This window comes from Rhodococcus sp. H29-C3 (assembly GCF_030063405.1).
GTDB lineage: Bacteria > Actinomycetota > Actinomycetes > Mycobacteriales > Mycobacteriaceae > Rhodococcoides.
Window position 1 is genome coordinate 115839 of record NZ_JASITC010000008.1, and the last position, 17894, is coordinate 133732.

Below are 17894 nucleotides of genomic sequence, written 5' to 3' on the forward strand. Positions count from 1 at the left end.
TTGCGCATCTTTCCTTGGCCGGACCCCTCTGCTCTCGTCGACCTTGGGGGAGGTTCGAGCATGATCGGCGAGTCCATGAGTTGGCTTCAGGCAATCATCCTCGGCGCTGTTCAGGGGTTGACCGAATTCCTACCGATATCGTCGTCAGGACACCTACGAATCGTCTCGAGCGTCTTTTTCGGGTCCGATGCAGGAGCTTCGTTCACCGCTGTCACGCAGCTCGGAACCGAAGCGGCAGTGCTTGTGTTCTTTTGGCGCGACATCGTGAGAATCGTCAAGGCCTGGTTCCGCGGCATGTTCGACAAGGCTGCGCGCGATCTCGACTATCGGCTCGGTTGGTACGTGATCATCGCCACCATCCCGATCGGGCTGTTGGGGATCCTGTTCAAAGACCAGATCCGAACCGGGGCACGCAACTTGTGGCTCATCGCAACGATGCTCATCGTCTTCGCCATCGTCATCGCAGTCGCCGAGTTCCTCGGTTCCAAGAAGCGACCGCTCGACAAAATCACCACACGGGACGGGCTCGTGATGGGCGCCGCACAATGTCTGGCGTTGATTCCCGGTGTGTCCAGGTCGGGCGCCACCACAAGTGCCGGCCTGTTCATGGGCCTCGAACGCGAAGCAGCCGTGCGGTTCTCGTTCCTGCTCGCCATACCGGCTGTGACTGCGTCCGGACTGTTCTCGCTGCCCGATGCATTCGAGCCGGCCGGTGAAGGTCTCAATGCCTCCGGCCCACAATTGCTGGTCGCGACCGTCGTTGCATTCGCACTGGGCTATGCCTCGATCGCATGGCTGCTGAAGTTCGTTGCGAATCACTCGCTGTACTGGTTCGTCGGCTATCGCATCGTGCTCGGCATCGGCGTGATGGCGCTGCTGTCTGCGGGCGTGGTGTCGGCCACCTGATTCGTCAGACGCCCTAGGCTGGGTTCCATGACGGTGATCTTGCTGCGACACGGCCGCTCGACGGCGAATACTGCGGGCGCTCTGGCAGGGCGGTCGGCCGGTGTCGCGCTCGACGACCGCGGACTGGAACAGGCCGCTCATATTGCGGAGAGATTGGGTGGGCTTCCGGTCGAGGAGATCGTGCACTCACCACTGCAACGGTGTGAGCAAACGGTGGCACCTCTTGCCTCCCGGCGCGGTCTGACTCCGACGGTCGACGAACGGCTGATCGAGGTCGATTACGGGTCGTGGACGGGAAAATCGATCAAGGATCTGGTGAAGGAGCCGCTGTGGAAGGTGGTCCAGCAACACCCGTCTGCGGCGGTGTTCCCCGGTGGCGAGGGACTAGCTCAGGTGCAGTCGCGGGCTGTATTTGCAATTCGGGAACACGACGCGCGCCTCGCGGAGGCGTACGGCCGCGATGTCCTCTGGGTGGCGTGCTCACACGGTGACGTCATCAAATCGATCCTCGCCGATGCATTGGGCTGCCACTTGGATTCGTTCCAACGTATCGTTGCCGATCCTGCCTCCGTCAGTGTCGTCCGGTACAGCTCCACCAGGCCGTTCGTGCTTCGGACGAACGACACCGGTCTCGACTTGACCGCGTTGGTACCTGCGGTGCCGACGGCGTCGAGCATGGACTCCGATGCGATGCCCGGTGGCGGTTCCGGAACGTAGGCCCGCCGATAGCGGATAATGAAGTTCGGGTCCGAGTTTTCGGATCCGAGAATGAAGCTCCAGGAGGTGCAATGCCACGCGCAATACATGTTTTCCGCACCCCTGATCGTTTTGTCGCGGGAACCGTGGGTGAGCCAGGCGATCGTTCGTTCTTTCTGCAGGCAGTCCACGACGCTCGCGTCGTCTCGGTCGCACTCGAAAAGCAGCAGGTGCAGGTCCTCGCAGACCGGATAGGTTTGCTGCTGGACGAAGTTCAACGACGCTTCGGCGCGGAGTTTCCGCCCGAGGAAACCGAACTGGGCGACACGAGTCCGTTGATGACTCCGATCGATACCGAGTTTCGGGTCGGGACCATGGGTCTGGGCTGGGACGCGGATGCGAATGCGGTGGTGGTAGAACTGCTGGCTATCAGTGAGGTAGAGGTCGACGAGTCCGTCGTCCTCGATGACACCGACGAAGGTCCCGATGCAGTCCGCGTCTTTCTGACGCCGCTCGCGGCACGGGAGTTCGCCCTTCGTTCCGAGCGGGTGATTGCTGCCGGCCGTGCGCCGTGCCCCTTGTGTGGTGAGCCGTTGACCCAGGACGGACACACCTGTATCCGATCGAATGGATACAAACGAGATGCCACCTTCGGTTCGGCCGGCGAACTTGGTGAAGAGCTTTGACCGAAGACCGGCCGCCGTTCGCGGGTCACAAGGTGATGGAAACCGGTGAGTTGACCATCATCGGTCGAGTGGTGTCGGCCAGCAACGCGACGTTGGTCTGCGAGGCAACGGGCACCGGGAACGACGGTGAGACGTCCACGGTTCGGTGCGTCTACAAACCTGTTCGCGGAGAAGTGCCGCTTTGGGACTTTCCCGATGGAACCTTGGCCGGGCGAGAGATCGCGTCGTACGAGGTTTCGGACTCTTTGGGTTGGAATGTAATTCCGACAACGATTCTTCGGGACGGTCCGTTCGGTCCGGGGATGGTGCAGCGGTGGATCGATACGCCGGACCGCGACGGGGAACACGGCCGCACTCTCGACCTGGTCGATATCTGCAGGCCGGACCTCGTTCCCACCGGATGGATACCGGTCATGCAGGCTTACGACGGCGATGGCGAGGAAGTCTCGCTCATTCATGCCGACGATCCTCGCCTGCAGCGGATGGCAGTGCTGGATGTACTCATCAACAACGCCGACCGGAAGGGCGGCCACGCCCTCGAAGGCATGGACGGTTACGTGTACGGCGTCGATCACGGCATTTGTCTGCACTCGCAGAACAAGCTTCGGACGGTGCTGTGGGGTTGGGCCGGCACCGCTATCGACGACGCTGCAATGTCCGACGTCGTCGCTTTCGTCGAGTCGTTCGCCACTGTCGTCGAACCACGAATTCGCGGGCACATCACTGATGAGGAGATCGATGCCCTGCTCGGCCGAGCCCGTGCGCTCGTGGCGCATCCGGTGATGCCGGAGCCGCTATCGAGCAGGCCGATACCGTGGCCTGCCTTCTGAAGCCTCTCCGTTAGGCTCGTCTTCATGCAGTCTTGGTCCGAACCAGCCGTTCCCTCGATCCCCGGCCAGGGGCCTACGCTCCGGCTCTACGACACGGCAGATCGGCAAGTGCGACCGGTCACACCCAGCAAAGTGGCGAAGATGTACGTGTGCGGAATCACCCCGTACGACGCAACGCACCTCGGTCATGCCGCGACATACCTGACTTTCGATCTGGTCAACCGACTGTGGCGCGACGCGGGTCACGAGGTGCACTACGTGCAGAACGTCACCGATGTCGACGACCCTCTTTTCGAACGAGCCGACCGCGACGGCGAAAGCTGGATCGACCTCGGCAATCGTGAGATCGCCTTGTTCCGTGAGGACATGGAGGCGCTCCGAGTCTTGCCGCCGCGCGATTACATCGGTGCTGTCGAATCCATCGACGAGGTCATCGAGATGGTTGAGAAACTGGTCGCCTCGGGTGCGGCGTATGTCGTCGACGACGCCGAGTATCCCGATGTGTACTTCCGCGCGGACGCTACGGCTGAGTTCGGTTACGAGTCCGGTTACGACCGGGCGACGATGGATAAGTTCTTCGCCGAGCGTGGAGGCGACCCGGACCGAGTAGGTAAGAAGGACTCGATCGATGCTCTCCTGTGGCGTGCAGAGCGCAAGGGTGAGCCGTCGTGGCCGTCTCCGTTCGGGCCTGGCCGACCGGGCTGGCACATCGAGTGCTCGGCAATTGCTCTCAATCGCATCGGGACCGGTTTCGATGTGCAAGGTGGCGGCAGGGACCTCATCTTCCCGCACCACGAGTTCTCGGCCGCGCACGCCGAAGCTGTATCCGGTGGCGGTCGATTCGCTCGGCATTATGTGCACACCGGGATGATCGGTCTCGACGGCGAGAAGATGTCGAAGAGTCGCGGCAACCTCGTGTTCGTATCGAAGCTTCGCGCCGACAATGTCGAATCGGCTGCAGTTCGGTTGGGTCTGCTGTCCGGGCACTACCGTCAGGATCGCCCGTGGACGGACGAGGTTCTCGAACGTGCACATACCAGGTTGGCGCTGTGGCGCAAGGCAGCTGCACTGGAGTCGGCCGTCAGCGCAGACGACGCAGTAGTTCGCCTACGTCAGCACTTGGCCGACGATCTGGACACACCGAGGGCTCTCGATGCACTTGATGCGTGGGCAAGTTTCGCCGTCGAGCGCGGGGGATCGGACACCACCGCCCCCGGTGCATTTGCCGACGCCGTCGACGCACTCCTCGGCGTGCCCTTGCGCTGATACATCTTTCGAACTGGCAGTGATCCCGGGGTGTCTCGACACCCGGGATCAACCGTCCACACAGGACTACGCTAGGTCGAGAAGAAGGTCGGGCACGAGACGCTCTTCCATTACCGCGCGGCCCGACTCGTGCATCGCCGCCGCAAGATCAGGGTCCCACTCACTCGGGCCAGGATGACCTTTCAGCGGTTCGGAATTTCGTGCGTCGAGCGCACGAACATACGCCTGCGCATCCATCCGCCATGGGACGGCGTTGTAACGCGAGCGGGCGCGGGCGGTCATCTGCAGGCCTGGCCAATCGAAGTCGTTGCGCCAGAACAATTCCGTGCCTGCCCGCACGCCCGAGAGTAGTTTGTGCAGCGCAGCCGACGGCTGGCCATCGGTGCAGACGAGAGTCGCGGAACGACTTCCCAACGATCGTGCGGCCGCCGCGACGACTGCTACGTTCTCGCACACGTAGATTCGGTCTGCGACATTGGTGAGCGGGCCGCGTGAGGCCATGTCGAGCGTGAGTGGGAACGGAATCCCGGCGTCTGCAGCGTCGTTCAGCCAACGTCCGACGGTGTGCGTTTCGTCGACTCGATACCCGAACACCAGAACCCTGCTCGACAGTGCGTCGACCGAGACTCCGGCAGTTTCCCATAGCAACCGAATGCCGACGGGGTCGACAGGACGGGGTATTCCTTCGCGGAGCGAGAGTGCGTCGAGAACAAGACGTGGGGCACCACCGGAGGACAGTGCCTTGGTGTCCCCGCACGCGTATTCGGCGAGTTCGGTCAACGACAAGCCGTCGACGGGAAGACACGCCAACACCCGGGCAGCCACCCGTAGGGCGTCGACGGCCACGCGTCCTCCGAGTGTTCCATCCTGATTCAGCAACGAGGACAACCAATGCTCGGCCCAGTCGTCGTCGGTTGTTTCGGCAAGTAGAGCCCGCGCGTCGGCGAGTGCAGTGGCCTTGACCTCGGCTTTATCGAATGCGATCTGTTTTCTGTCCTGTAGCGGAGCGACGGCGTCGAGAGTTGCGATCAAGCCGATCCCACCGTTTCGTGGGTGGGCGAGCCATTCGTCGAAACGGGCGAGATCAAGTTTCGTAGTCTGGGCGCGGCTGTGCAGGCCGGTACTGGATCGAGAGATTGCACTGCACAATCGCCACAGCTCTGGCGGCTCACCCAGGTGCACGGTGATGTTGCCACCGACCTTCAGGTAGTTCGACTCCAACTTCTTGCGCGCGGTGGCCAAGAGCGCGTCGAGTTCCGGTGTGTTTCGCCATCCGAGTTCTTCGTTACCGGACAAATTCAAGACCGCCTTCGGCGTGAGTGGGCACGCGTCGTGTCAACGGCGAACCCAGAGCGGCGGCTAGATCGGAACCATCGTGTTCGGCGAACAGTTCACCGTTCTCCCAGACGAGTAACGCTGCGCTGACAGTGTTTTCCGCTGTCGAATGCGCAAGGTCGTAGTGCGCACACCCTGGGACATCGGAGTAGGTGATCCACAGATCGTAGCCCGTCATGAACAGATCCAGATCGAACTGCACGCTGAGCCCGAGCAGTTCACTACGACCGTTGTCATCGACGCCGGCGAAGGCTTCGTCGAGTGCCAGCAGTCGGGGTGCGTGCGGATCGGCCGAGGACAGCATGACGTGCGCGGCCGCGAACAACGGTAGATGTAGAGACACCGATTGCTCACCGCCGGACAACGCGCTGTGTCGCGCGACCGTCAGGCGATCCTCGGTACCGTCGCCGCGAATGAGCGTGAACGAGAAGACTCGCCAACGGCGGTAGTCGAGCGTGGAGGCCAGAATCTCGGGGTAGGAACGCTCCGGGTGTGCCGCGCGCGCGACTCTGATTTCGGACGCGAAATGTGCTCGCATGGAGGCGAGGTCGTCCGAATGCAGTCCGGACGCGTCACGATCGAGTAGCTTCGAGATCGCTCGTGCGCCTTCGTCGAGATTGTCCGCGAGGACCCAATGCACACCGATCGTGTTGCCAGAGGACATCTTCCGTTGCTTCATCTCGGAAGACATTTGCGCGATGAGCTCGCGGGCATCGACGGTGCGTTCGTGGATCTGCTGCGCCAAGCCGGTCAACAGCGCATCCTCGAGAATCCGACGCTCGTGTTCGGTGAGCAACGTCTCCTGATTCGACCGCGCGTCACCGATACGGTGTGCGAACTCGCCGACCGAGGTGAATCCTTGCTCGTCCTGCACACGAACGATGGTCAATCCGTCGGGTGCGTCCCACTGCAACCGGTAGTCCTGCCCGGACGACGCCAGCTGTGAGTCGAATTCCTGCAAAGCACCGGTCAACGCAGTCCGCGTGCTTTTGCGGTAGGAGTCGCCGGCCTTGACCGACGCAGTGGCCGCGTCGAGCGCCGTGTGGAGTTGGTGCACCACCGGTGGCAGCACCGAAATCTCTTCATCAGGTGACGAGGCACTTTGAATTCGGTAGAGGATCTGTTCGACAGTGAGCCACGCGGAGTCGGACGATGGCCAGGAATAGAGCTCGTGGACACCAAGGATGGCGAGTAGATCTCTGCGGGCATACGGGGCGAGGCGTGCTGTGTCGTCGAGAGTCTCGGTGAGCGCGGCTCGCAGACCCTCCTGCGCTGTGTTGCATGCACCTTCGGCCTTACCGATCGCCTCTCCGGCTTCCTTGTCGGCTTTGCGTGCTGAGCGTTGCTCGACCTTGCATGCTTCGATCTTTTCGCGCGCCTTCTCCAGATCGGCATTGATCTGTTCGGCGGTGGATCCGAGTTTCTCGGTGAGGATGTCCAACCTCTGAACCTGCTGGAGATGGTTTTCCTGTGCGATCGCGGACTCCTCGGCCAACTCTTCGGCGAGGCCGGTGGATTCTTCCAATCGGTTCTGTGCTTCGCGTGCCCGCTCGGCTTCGCGAACGTGTTCGCCTCGGCGACGAAGGACGAGACCACCCTGATTCTCGAAGTGCCGGATCGCTGCAGCGAGTGAGTCGATATCCCGTGCGCTATGGGGAGTGCGGTGGGCGACCGCAGTACTCCGCAGGTGTCTCTCCTTCGCCGAGAGCTCCGCGATAGCCTGGTCGAGCTCGCTGTCCGCGGCCGCGGAACCTGCCTGTGAGGTACGAAGGGCCCCCGCCGACTCGGTGACAGTCTTCTGCGCCTTGACGATTCCGGAGACCTTCGGCAAATTCTTCGCCGCAACCGCGAGGCCGCGCAGAAGTTCGGCAGCCGACTGCTCCTCTTCGCGGGTGGCCGCCAAGGACATACTGGCTGTTTCGATCGAGGTGTCCAGTTCGGCGAGCCGCGTTGCCCGACGACGCGCACGGGCAGTAGCCCCGATGTATTCCGCATCCGGCTTGACATGACGTCCCCGCTGAACGCCTTGCCAGTAGCGCCCGTCGATGCCGATCGAGGTCACCGCATTCTTCGATGCGCCCGTGTCCTCCAGCAGTGCGATCGAGGTCAGTACATCGCGCACCACGGCCTCTGGCACGTCTGTTCCAGGTTCGACCTCGAGGACGTCAGCCAGCGTGCGGCCCGTCGGACGCTCGGCTTCCGGTACGCCGACCAGAAATTGGTCCGACTCCATGGACCCAAGAGTGACGGTCGGCGAGATCCAACCGTCGAGAAGGTTCGCGGCCTGCAATGCGCTTTCGACACCAGCAGCTACAGCAGGTTCCACGCCGTCGGCGAATCGAACGAGCTGCCACAGTGGTGCTCCGACAAGCCCGGCACGCGAGGATGTACGACCTGCGAACGGTGGGGGAGCATCGTCGCGTTGAGCAGTGACGAGGTCATGTTCGGCACGCATCGATGCCAGTTCTTCGGTCAGTGCCGCAGCGGCGGCACCCGCCTGCGTCCGCCGTCCGCGCACGTTCTCGAGGCCCTCGGCCGAGGCCTCGGCAAGGACGGCATCCAGGCTGGGTGCGTCGTCCTCGCCGATGTGAGGTACCGCAGCGTCGAGGGAATCGAATGCGGCGACGGTGATTCCCGCAGCCGAGTACTGGGTCGAGTTCTCGGCCCACCAGGACCGCAGTCCCGACGCATACTGCGCACGAGCCAACTCCACGGCAGCTTCGGCTTCGGTAACGGACGCGCGAGCAGCTTCGAGCAATTCGCTTGCCCGAGAAGCACTTCTGTCTGCACGGGCGCGTTCGGTCATCGCCTTCTCGACGGTGCTGAGAGCGTCGCGGACGGCACGCACATCACCGTCACGTTCCTCGGCATGACCCCGCAGTGCCGTGCTGAACTGGTCGGTGCGCGCACTGGCCGGCATCGACGCCCACGCGATGCCGGCATCCTCGGCCGCAATCTGGAGATCGTCCTCGGCGCGTGCCAGTGCGGCGACCGAGTCGCGTACCGAGCTTTCGGCGTCGATGGCCTCGGTGGAACGCTGCGCCAGATCCGCCTGCGCTTTACTAGCACGCTCGGACTGCTGGGCGGCGGATATCTTCAGCTTCGCCGCCGATTCGGCGAGATCGTCGAGTTGCTGTTTGCCCTCGTAGGCACTCGATCGCTGCAGTGTTTCGCGGTCGGCGAGAGCTTGGTCCAGACCTCGTTCGGCGTCGTCGAATCGCTTCTCGGCTGCGGAGCGCTCGGACAACCGGCGTTCCTTCAGTGCCGCGGCCGCGAAATGCGCCGTGGTTGCATGGGTAACGGACTCGAGTCTGCGACTGATCTGTTCCACGTCCGAGCGAGCCTGCACTCGAAGGTATTTCGCGTACACGCCGACGAAGGTTGTGGCGGCCTGATCTGCCCGAGTCAAGCCTTCGAGCGCTCGACCGACCTCTTCCATGTCACTGAACGAGCGCGCTGCTTCGAGAACCAGTTGCTCGTCCAGCGGACGCAGACCGTCGGTCAGTGCCTGGGAGAGGCCCTTCGGATCCAAGTTCTTTGCCAGTTGCGGACGACGCAACGTCAAGATCAGATTGATCAATTGGTCGTAACGCTGCGCGCCGAGACCGAACATCCGAGCGTCGATGGCTGCTCGGTAGTCGACCGGCCGGTCGGAAAGCGCGTCGGTGCCGAGTTGATCGGCAAGCTGCTTCTTGGTCAGCGGCCGATCATCGGACCCCAGAAGCGAAAAGTCCACGCCGACACGGCCGTCGGCGACAAAGTACCAGCGAGTGACCTTGTCGTTCTGTCGACTGGCGCGCATTCCGATACCGACGGTGACGGACTCGGGATCTTCGCGTGAGCCCCGCCCGAACTCCATCCACACGTATGAGTGCGCGCTCTCCTGGCCGCGATAGAGAAGGTTGGACTTCATCGTGCGCTCTTCGCCGGCGAACGGGTTCAACCGCCTCGGTTCGATTCGTCCATCGAGCACGAAGGGAAACAGAACCTCGAGCGCTTTGGTCTTTCCCGAGCCGTTCGGTCCACGTAACACGAGGCGACCGTCGGCAAAAGAAAATTCCTGATCGCGGTAGTCCCACAGATTGATGATTCCGGCGCGGGTCGGGCGAAAGCGCTGAGCATGTGCGGTCATCTAGTGCGCCTCGGTTTCCGTGGTGTGAGAATGCGAACTCGTTTCTGTGCCATCGAATTCTGTGGTCTCGAAGAGAGAATCCTGGGGTACCCGGTCCCGCACACTGATCACCACATCGCGGTAGCGCGCGATGACGGGGAGAACGAGTATCCCGCCGGACATGATGTGCACCAGCCGGAGTCGATGGAGCATGCCGACCGCTCGCTCACCGAGACCGATCGGGTCGGCCTGCCATTGGGCCGCGAACGTGCGTCCGTACCTCTCGACCAGGTCGGAGACCGCGCCGCTCACCCAACTGTTCTCCACGAAAGGGTAGAGCTCGGTAATAGAGTCTTCGACGGTTCGACCTCGCCCACCGAACTCGGCGAGGTCGTCGAAAACCCCACCTCCAGGTATCGCCGAGTCGACCAGGTCGATCAGGTCGCTGTCATCCGGAATCGGATGGCGTGGCAATTCGAGGGCATCGGGATCGATCACCCGGTCCGATATCTCACCGGCCAGAAGCAGTGCGACTTGAGCGATCGTTCCCGTGCTGGGGAACCGGAGGTCCGACATCCGCCCGGATGTATCGATCAACGTGACGCCCTCGGCGCGACGCTCGGCGATCAGACCGGTCAGGAGTTCGACGTCGGCGACTGTCCGTACCGACGCGAGTGCGGTGCGGCCGTCCTGATCGAAATCGTCGAAATAGACGACAGGATGCTCGACCAACGCACGGCGCACATTTTTGAGAGTCTCCTTGGGATCTATCGGCGGCCGGGACTCCCCGTCCTCTTCGCTGTCTTCGGTCGAGTCGTCGGATCCCACGAGCAGACCGGTGACCGAACGGAGGTGCTGCACGGCTCTGGGTGGACGAAACATCGCCACGACCACTGATCGCTCGATGTCGTAGAGAGCCTCACCCGAAGCGGGATTGTTCGCCCAGCCGCCTGCATCACCATCGGCGAGCGATATCGCACCCCGCGCGGCCAGCCAGCCGACGGCGTCGACGAACGCGTCTCGGTCCGCAGCGCGGTCGGTCGCAAGTTCCACCCCGTCCACCTGGCCTGCCTCGGCGGCTACGTGGTCGGCGAGTTCGGAGAGCGTGATCTGATTGCCTGCTCGGCCGAGCGCAGCCAAGGACAACGCCAGGTAGGCGTATCTGCGTCGATCGAAGACGCGGTCCGAGGCGGTTCGGGCAGGCTGGGTCGAATCGAGCGCGTCGAGAACCGGAAACAAACGGGCTGTCGTTTCGGTGACCTCGAGGCGATAGCCGAACAACTCGAGAAGATCCTCGCGAAGCTCGGTTGCCCATCTACGGAGAAGCGGAAGAGCGATACGGTCCGGATACGTCGCCGTCACCAGATGATTCGCCAACGCGACGCGCGCCGCACGCTGATAGGAATCGAGTGCCAGAGAAGGTATTTCGCGTGCTCTCACCGGCGCGTCACATCCGCAACCTCGAGTTGCAACCGATCCAGATGCAACCGTCCACGCGTAGTTCTGACGACGGTCGATACTTCGGAGTCGGTCAGTGTCAATTTCACACCACTGTCCGAACCCGTCGAACCGGACGTACGACCACTCACCCGGACCCGGGCAGTGAGCGCCGCATTGAGCAAGCTCAGCAACACTTCGGTCTCCTCCTCGTTCAGCGTCCGGTCGTACACACCAACCGAGGCCAAAGATCGAGCTGCGGCACTGCGAGTGCGTTGCGCGGCGAGCTGCTGTTCACGGAGACGACGAATCCCGCCGTCGTTGCGTTGAACGCGGCCAGGCAGGCCGGGCGACGGCGCGCGACCGGTTTCAGCCAAAGTGCGAGAGATTTCGACGGGAGAGGCTTCCCACCAGGATCGAGACGCGGGAATGACGTCCGCATCCGGGTGGACCATAGACAGATGACGGGGCCTGCCGAGACCGAACACGGCATGAAAAAGAGCGTGCGCACTGTCCTCGGTCGCAGTGTTGGCGAACCAACCTGCGAGGTGACGGAGTTGACTCTCGCGGCTCACACCACCTCTGCGCGTCTCGGTTACCCGTCGAAGCAGCGACAACACCGCGGCAATAGCGCTCATCGTGCCTTCACGTAGACGCTCGGACTCACTGAGTTCGGCCTCCGCAGCCACGAACCAATGAGATAGACCCGACCACCGCGCCTGCCAGTCGGCACGACGCTCGTCGATGGTCAGGAAGACCCGCTCGTCACTGATTGCGGCGCGCTCGATGAGCGTCGAGATGGATGTCGATTCGACGACGGCGATGGCCTCCGCCAACTTCGGGGCGTACCGCGTCAGGTCCGAGCTGAACTCACGCATATGCGTCAGGAGTGCATCTTTGTGGACCAGAAACGATTCGGGTGTGATCTCGGTGGTGCGGACGAGGTCGCCGAGGACCAGATAGAAATGCGCCGCCCGAGTGGCCATTTCGGAGAGGGTCGAGTCGAGTCTGCTGAGCTTGCGGTAGATGCGGTCGCCGTCGGCCTGACGGTTCGCCTCGGCCAACTCGTGCATGTCGGCGAGCAGCTCGGGAAGGACGAGCCGGGACAGGGACGCGTCGTCGAGCCTGGCGCCGAGCACGTCCTCGACGGCACGAAACGCCTTGTAGCCGGCCTGGCTGAATTGGTAGACGTAATGGCGGTTGCGGTATTCGGCCAAGGTAGCCGCACGTGAGCCGTCGTAGCTGCGCTCGAGAAGCTCCCAGGTATGAAGCTGCTCGAGGAGCGGTGCAATCTCGGCGGGGGTGAGCCGCGCGTCTTCGGGGGCGTTCCTGGCCAGCGTGTCGGCAATCTCGGCCGCATGTAGAAGAACGACATAGTTGGCACGGGCGATGTCGAAGGCACGAAGCACCCAGAGGTACTCGTTGTGCTTTTCCGCGACCGTGAATGCGAAGAGTTTGAGGCGATCTTCCTGCAGGAACGCTGCCGCGGCACCGAGCCGTGCGTTGTCGTCTGAATCGCTCACTGGAACAGGGTAGGCGTTGGCCGGGGGGTGAGTGAAATGCGTGCGTCGCGCGTCGAGGGTTGCCGGGCAATGCAGTTTGCTGCCGTTGAGGCATCCCGCACCGCCTTGTCGTTGACATGGTTGACGGTGATGAGGACACTGAGGTTGTCACGGTTGACCGTCAGGAGGCCTCGTATGAACACCCTCGTCGAGCAGGAACGCAAGCTCATGGACTTGCTCGCCCGCCGCGTCCACCAGATATTTGAAGAGGCCCGCGCTGCCGGCGTTCCCACCGACGTCTTCGACGACGTCGAATCGATCGCCCGCTCCATGACCGCGGCACTGCCCACCAGCGGTATCTACGACCAGCTCGTCGGCCCGTTCTACGACACCAACGGCCTGACCCAGTGGTGGGGCATAAGCCGCCAAGCGATCAACAAGGCTGTCGCCGCCGGCACCGTGATCGCCTGCCGACTCGACGGAGGTCAATGGGTCTATCCCACCTGGCAGTTCACGGACTCGGGAACAGTGCACCCGCGCCTGATCACCCTGTGGTCGACGCTGCGTGCTGCCGCCGACCCTTGGACCTGCGCAGTGTGGCTACGCAGCCCGCAGCCCGAACTCGATGGCCGCAGCGCAGCCGAGTGGATCGCCGACGGCCACCCTCACGAGAGCGTCATGGCGCTTGCCAGCGCCGACGCACAACGGTGGGCTGCGTGAGCCACCGCGACACTGTCGCTCTCGGCCCGCCGCTGCGCTCGCCGCTCGGGTTCCCCGGCTGCGAGCTCACCGCCGCGCAGCCATTGATCCGTGGACACAGCACCGGGAACGGACCATGGTGGTTTGCCTCCTCCGGCGGTGGCCGCTTCGACCTGACACCGCCACGTGGCACCTGCTACCTCGCATTCGACGAACTCACCGCTATCCGGGAAACCGTCGGAGAGACGTTGGCGAGAACCGGGGTCGTCAGTGACGCGTTCGCCGCCACCCGATGCCTGTCCACCCTAACCGTGCCGCACGAGCATCAGCTTGCCGACACGTGTGCGGGTACAGCTGCAGACTTCGGCCTGACCAGGGAGCTTGTGTCCATGACCTCATACGGAGTTCCGCAAGAATGGGCGGCGGCGTTCTCGGCCACCTTCGCCGGAATCCGTTACCAGACCCGGTTCACCACCGGGCCGAACCCCAACGCCGTCGGACTGTTCGGGGAAGCGGGGGAGGCCACCTGGACGACCGACGCGAACCCCGAGCCGCTGGTGGCGGCCGCTCGTCGGTGCGGCTTCACCGTTGCCAGCCCGCCGAGATCGGTACGCATCATCCCGCCGCCCGTGAACTGACTCGGCCCGAATCACCACGAAGTGGGGGCGCCAGGAGAAGCCATGTGATCCTGGTCGTCTCGGATCAATAAGACCCAGAAGGAGCCGACAGTGGCTGCCAAGAAGAAGACCCGCCAGGTGTGGGTTCTTTCTTCTTCTGGGGCAAGTGGAACCTGCGCGATACGGCTGCACCTGCAGCGCCAACAAGCCGTTGCTAGGTTGACAGCGTCAACGTGACGGTGACGGTGACTGTCCTGATGGATGGTGGTGATTCGCCGCCATCGTCGTCCTATTCGGAGGTTCGATGACATCGACAACGCGGGCGCATCGGCTCGACTTGCTCCACTTCGATGTTGCGGCTTGGAATGCTGCTCGGGCACTTGGCAATCCGGGAAGCGTCAGCCTTGTCGACGCCGACCTCTCGGGTGCCACCCTGATCAGTGCATACCTTGGGAAAGCCAACCTGACGGGCGCGAAGATCGTCACCGCCATCCTCGACGGTGCCGATCTCACCGGGGCGATCATGCCGGACGGCACCTCGATCGGCTGACGGTGATCGGTATGGGGTTGGTCGCGAAAGATAGCGAGTGCCGCTACACCTCCACCATGACCTTTCCATCGACGATTATTGCGGGATATGTTCGTACAGAGGCGATTCCGCTCGGACAGGTGCCGTCGTCGAGAGAAAACGCGTATTGATGCATCGGGCACATCACGACCGAGCCGTCGATTTGACCGTCCGCCAACGGCCCACCTTTGTGCGGGCACACCGCGTCCATGGCGCGCACACTCCCATCCTGGAGGAGGAATACCGCTACCTGCCTGCCGTCGACGACGTAGGTGCGGCCCTCACCAGGTGTCAGGTCTTCGACAGGACCTACGGGCACGCTCATCGGACCGGTACCTGGGGGAGCGGAAGGAGCGGCAAGGACGGTGTGAACTGCGCAGGCGACTTGTGTTCGGCCCGGTCCAGCCAGGGATCCCGGTATCCGTCCACCGATGTTTGCATGCGTTGTTCGAGTCCAGCGACGATTCCGTCACCGTCCTCGACCAGAATTCGTCGAAGCTCGTCCAGTCCGACCCGCGGGACCCACGCATATGTTCGCTCGAGCCACTGCGCCGTCTCGCGGTAGTGCTGGATGAATAACCCTGCCATGCGCAGAACTTCCCCGCCGCCGACGACAGTGGCCAGCAGATCGCCCTTCCTGATGTGGGCACCTGCGGCACCGCCGACATAGAGCTCCCATTTGTCCTCGCCGACGGACACGACACCGAAGTCCTTGCACAGTGCTTCGGAACAGTTTCGTGGGCATCCGGCGACGGCCAGCTTCAGTTTGCCGGGGGTCTCGAGTCCCTGGAAGCGCTCTTCGAGTGCGATGCCCAGCGCCGTCGAATCGCCGAGGCCGAAGCGGCAGAAGTCGCTACCGACGCACGTTTTCACGGTTCGCATACTCTTGCCGTACGCGAACCCGGACGGCATGCCGAGGTCACCCCAGACCTTGGGTAGATCCTCCTTCTTGATTCCGAGCAGATCTATGCGCTGCCCGCCGGTGACCTTGACCAGCGGAACGTGATATTTGTCGGCGACGTCGGCGATCTTGCGAAGCTGATCCGGAGTCGTGACCCCGCCCTTCATCTGCGGTACGACCGAGAAGGTGCCGTCACGCTGAATGTTGGCGTGGACGCGATCGTTGATGAAGAGCGCACCCCGTTCGTCTACCCAGTCCGGTCCCCAGATCGTTCGCAGCAACGATGCGAGTGGCATCTTCGCGCTAGCATCTTCACGGCCATCTGCAGCGAGTTCGCTGAACACCTGCGACACCGAACGTAGGTCGCGCTCGCGGATGATCTCGATCAAGGCCGGCTTGGCCAACGGGATGGACGGCACGTACCAGTCAGCGGCGGGGTCGGGGGCGACTGCGCCTCCGGCAGCGCAAGCCAAGATATCGGCGACGAGGCCTTTGCAGGACCCACACCCCTTACCTGCGCGGGTCTTGGCGGTGACGTCGCTCATCGTCGTAGCACCTGCGTGAACGCAGGCGACGATCTGACCTTTGGTGACGCCGTTGCAGTTGCATACCTGGACGTCGTCGGCCAGTTCGGCTGCACCGGTTGCCGCCGTCGGGGTTCCCATGTCGAACAACATGCTGATTCGTTCCTCGGGGAGCGGAACCTTCTCATCGAACGCCTGCGTCAGAAAGTTTGCTTTGCTGATGTCCCCGAGAAGCGTGGCACCGATGAGTTTGCCGTCGCGCACGACGACGCTCTTGTACGTTCCGCTGCGTGGTTCGTAGAACTGGACGAACTCGTCGTCCTCACGCTCCGGCCCTTTGACCCCCATTGCCGCAACGTCGACACCGGCCACTTTGAGCTTAGTCGTCAGGCGTGAACCATGATATGCCGCAGTAGGATTCGCGTTGGTCAGATGATCGGCGAGGACGACAGCCTGTTCCCACAGCGGGGCTACGAGGCCGTACACCTCACCGCGATGTTGGCAGCATTCACCCACTGCGAAGATCGACCCCTCGTCCTCGCAGCGCAGTTGATCGTCCACCACGATTCCGCGTTCGATCACCAGTCCGCCCCCGCGTGCGAATTCGACATTGGGACGGATTCCGGCGGTCACGACGATCATGTCGGCGGCGAGTGAGGTGCCGTCGTTGAAGCCCACACCGGCCACTGCGCCCTCGCTGGTACGCAAGACCGAAGTTGTGCGTTTGGAGGTGTGCACACCGACGCCGAGTGCTTCGATCTTGTTGCGTAGTACCCGTCCACCGCGTTCGTCCAACTGCTGGTTCATCAAGTGGCCGGGTGAGTGCACGACATCGACGTCCAAGCCTTGCGTTCGAAGACCGTACGCAGCTTCCAATCCGAGCAGTCCGCCGCCGATCACGACCGCAGCGACGTCGTCCTGAGCCTCCGCCATCTGCAACATGCCGTTCGTGTCGGCGATGGTCCGGAATCCGAACACCCCGCGGGCGAGGCGACCGTCGCTCTCACGAAGCCCGTCCATGTTCGGAAAGAACGTGTTGCTACCGGTGGCGATGATCAGTACGTCGTACGCAACAGTTCGACCACTTTCACACACCACGGACTTGGCGAACCTATCCAGCGAGACGGCACGGTCGCCCGCATACAGCGTGACACCGTTTTCGCGATACCAGCTCATCGGATTGAGGAGCAGATCTTCGTCGTCGATGCCGGCTTCACCGGACAACACGTGCGACAGCATGATCCTGTTGTAGTTGCCGTACGGTTCGTCGCCGATCATCGTGATGTCGAACAGTGTGCTTCCACCGCGTTTGAGGATCTCCTCGACTGTTCGTGCGCCCGCCATACCGTTCCCGACCACGAGCAGTTTCCGCAGGTCGGTCTTTTCGCTACGCATCGCGTCGTTGCTCATCAGATCAGCACCAAACCGAAATCGACGACGACTTCACCAGTCGTCCCTTCCGGTGCCGCGACGACGAGCTCGAGTACGGAATCCGGATCGACGTCCTCGACGACACGAAGCGCGATGTTGACCCCGCTCTTGGAGCCCATGGGGAACATCCGCATGGGCTGCCCGTCCCTCATCAAGGTCACGACCACCAGCTCTTCGCTCGAATTGCCGCCACGGAAGTACAGCGGTTGAGCGGTAGCCCCGGATGGAACGACGAACCTGGTCGACGGATCTATCGACTCGGGCTTGCTGAGCCCGTGCCCGGTGAATGGGAAGACGCCCTGGAGAAATCGCGGTGTGCTGGCCATGACGCCACGGTGCCGCGTCGGGGTTGCACTCCCGCTGCGTTGACGTTACGTAGGGGTCA

15 protein-coding genes are annotated in these 17894 nt (G+C 62.8%); 8 read left to right on the plus strand and 7 right to left on the minus strand.

Annotation, left to right across the window (positions count from 1 at the left end):
* Window positions 1-63 precede the first annotated feature (63 nt).
* The 5 genes from QMK32_RS18035 (at window position 64) to mshC (ending at window position 4384) form a co-directional block, all read left to right on the plus strand.
* Entirely contained in the window at window positions 64-906 is an 843-nt protein-coding gene (locus QMK32_RS18035) for an undecaprenyl-diphosphate phosphatase (protein ID WP_283476578.1), read from the plus strand.
* Between the two features lie 27 nt (window positions 907-933).
* The gene (locus QMK32_RS18040; protein WP_283476528.1) at window positions 934-1623 is read left to right on the plus strand and encodes a histidine phosphatase family protein; all 690 of its coding nucleotides are present in this window, start codon (window positions 934-936) and stop codon (window positions 1621-1623) included.
* Window positions 1624-1694: 71 nt separating this feature from the next.
* Window positions 1695-2288 (plus strand): DUF3090 domain-containing protein, encoded by a 594-nt coding sequence (locus QMK32_RS18045; RefSeq protein ID WP_084348874.1) that lies wholly within the window; start codon window positions 1695-1697, stop codon window positions 2286-2288.
* A gap of 35 nt (window positions 2289-2323) precedes the next feature.
* Complete coding sequence (locus QMK32_RS18050; RefSeq protein ID WP_283476579.1) at window positions 2324-3118, plus strand: SCO1664 family protein; 795 nt, start codon at window positions 2324-2326, stop codon at window positions 3116-3118.
* 24 nt (window positions 3119-3142) lie between these two features.
* A complete protein-coding gene (gene mshC / locus QMK32_RS18055; protein WP_283476529.1) occupies window positions 3143-4384 on the plus strand; it encodes a cysteine--1-D-myo-inosityl 2-amino-2-deoxy-alpha-D-glucopyranoside ligase in 1242 nt (413 codons plus the stop codon).
* Between the two features lie 66 nt (window positions 4385-4450).
* On the opposite strand, the gene QMK32_RS18060 is transcribed toward mshC, so the two are convergent.
* Genes QMK32_RS18060 through QMK32_RS18075 form a run of 4 tightly spaced genes read right to left on the minus strand, consistent with a single transcriptional unit; the run spans window position 4451 to window position 12742 of the window.
* Window positions 4451-5680, minus strand: a complete 1230-nt coding sequence (locus tag QMK32_RS18060; protein ID WP_283476530.1) for a DUF2399 domain-containing protein — start codon at window positions 5678-5680, stop codon at window positions 4451-4453.
* Window positions 5670-9851: a TIGR02680 family protein gene (locus QMK32_RS18065; RefSeq protein WP_283476531.1), complete on the minus strand. Its 4182-nt coding sequence runs from the start codon at window positions 9849-9851 to the stop codon at window positions 5670-5672. The genes QMK32_RS18060 and QMK32_RS18065 overlap by 11 nt, the downstream gene beginning before the upstream one ends.
* Window positions 9852-11270, minus strand: a complete 1419-nt coding sequence (locus QMK32_RS18070; RefSeq protein ID WP_283476532.1) for a DUF2398 family protein — start codon at window positions 11268-11270, stop codon at window positions 9852-9854.
* A complete protein-coding gene (locus QMK32_RS18075; RefSeq protein WP_349307574.1) occupies window positions 11267-12742 on the minus strand; it encodes a TIGR02677 family protein in 1476 nt (491 codons plus the stop codon). The genes QMK32_RS18070 and QMK32_RS18075 overlap by 4 nt, the downstream gene beginning before the upstream one ends.
* A 222-nt stretch (window positions 12743-12964) precedes the next feature.
* On the opposite strand from QMK32_RS18075, the gene QMK32_RS18080 reads away from it, so the two are divergent.
* The 3 genes from QMK32_RS18080 to QMK32_RS18090 all read left to right on the plus strand — a co-directional run bounded on the left by QMK32_RS18080 (window position 12965) and on the right by QMK32_RS18090 (window position 14635).
* On the plus strand, window positions 12965-13489 hold the full coding sequence (locus QMK32_RS18080; protein WP_283476534.1) for a hypothetical protein: 525 nt from the start codon (window positions 12965-12967) through the stop codon (window positions 13487-13489).
* On the plus strand, window positions 13486-14106 hold the full coding sequence (locus QMK32_RS18085; RefSeq protein ID WP_283476535.1) for an RES family NAD+ phosphorylase: 621 nt from the start codon (window positions 13486-13488) through the stop codon (window positions 14104-14106). Before QMK32_RS18080 ends, QMK32_RS18085 begins: the two co-directional genes overlap by 4 nt.
* Window positions 14107-14389: 283 nt before the next feature.
* Window positions 14390-14635, plus strand: a complete 246-nt coding sequence (locus QMK32_RS18090) for a pentapeptide repeat-containing protein (protein WP_283476536.1) — start codon at window positions 14390-14392, stop codon at window positions 14633-14635.
* Window positions 14636-14678: 43 nt separating this feature from the next.
* On the opposite strand, the gene QMK32_RS18095 is transcribed toward QMK32_RS18090, so the two are convergent.
* The 3 genes from QMK32_RS18095 to QMK32_RS18105 are packed head-to-tail and all read right to left on the minus strand — an operon-like array spanning window position 14679 to window position 17835.
* Window positions 14679-14978 (minus strand): Rieske (2Fe-2S) protein, encoded by a 300-nt coding sequence (locus QMK32_RS18095; RefSeq protein WP_283476537.1) that lies wholly within the window; start codon window positions 14976-14978, stop codon window positions 14679-14681.
* Entirely contained in the window at window positions 14975-17488 is a 2514-nt protein-coding gene (nirB, locus tag QMK32_RS18100; RefSeq protein WP_502943679.1) for a nitrite reductase large subunit NirB, read from the minus strand. Before nirB ends, QMK32_RS18095 begins: the two co-directional genes overlap by 4 nt.
* Entirely contained in the window at window positions 17488-17835 is a 348-nt protein-coding gene (locus QMK32_RS18105; RefSeq protein ID WP_283476538.1) for a molybdopterin oxidoreductase, read from the minus strand. The genes nirB and QMK32_RS18105 overlap by 1 nt, the downstream gene beginning before the upstream one ends.
* Window positions 17836-17894 lie beyond the last annotated feature (59 nt).

Excerpts from the sequence above, each read along its gene's own strand:
- QMK32_RS18040 (WP_283476528.1), top strand. The coding sequence starts at position 934 with ATGACGGTGATCTTGCTGCGACACGGCCGCTCGACGGCGAATACTGCG.
- QMK32_RS18045 (WP_084348874.1), top strand. The coding sequence starts at position 1,695 with ATGCCACGCGCAATACATGTTTTCCGCACCCCTGATCGTTTTGTCGCG.
- QMK32_RS18050 (WP_283476579.1), top strand. The coding sequence starts at position 2,324 with ATGGAAACCGGTGAGTTGACCATCATCGGTCGAGTGGTGTCGGCCAGC.
- mshC (WP_283476529.1), top strand. The coding sequence starts at position 3,143 with ATGCAGTCTTGGTCCGAACCAGCCGTTCCCTCGATCCCCGGCCAGGGG.
- QMK32_RS18065 (WP_283476531.1), bottom strand. The coding sequence starts at position 9,851 with ATGACCGCACATGCTCAGCGCTTTCGCCCGACCCGCGCCGGAATCATC.
- QMK32_RS18080 (WP_283476534.1), top strand. The coding sequence starts at position 12,965 with ATGAACACCCTCGTCGAGCAGGAACGCAAGCTCATGGACTTGCTCGCC.
- QMK32_RS18090 (WP_283476536.1), top strand. The coding sequence starts at position 14,390 with ATGACATCGACAACGCGGGCGCATCGGCTCGACTTGCTCCACTTCGAT.
- QMK32_RS18095 (WP_283476537.1), bottom strand. The coding sequence starts at position 14,978 with ATGAGCGTGCCCGTAGGTCCTGTCGAAGACCTGACACCTGGTGAGGGC.
- nirB (WP_502943679.1), bottom strand. The coding sequence starts at position 17,488 with ATGAGCAACGACGCGATGCGTAGCGAAAAGACCGACCTGCGGAAACTG.
- QMK32_RS18105 (WP_283476538.1), bottom strand. The coding sequence starts at position 17,835 with ATGGCCAGCACACCGCGATTTCTCCAGGGCGTCTTCCCATTCACCGGG.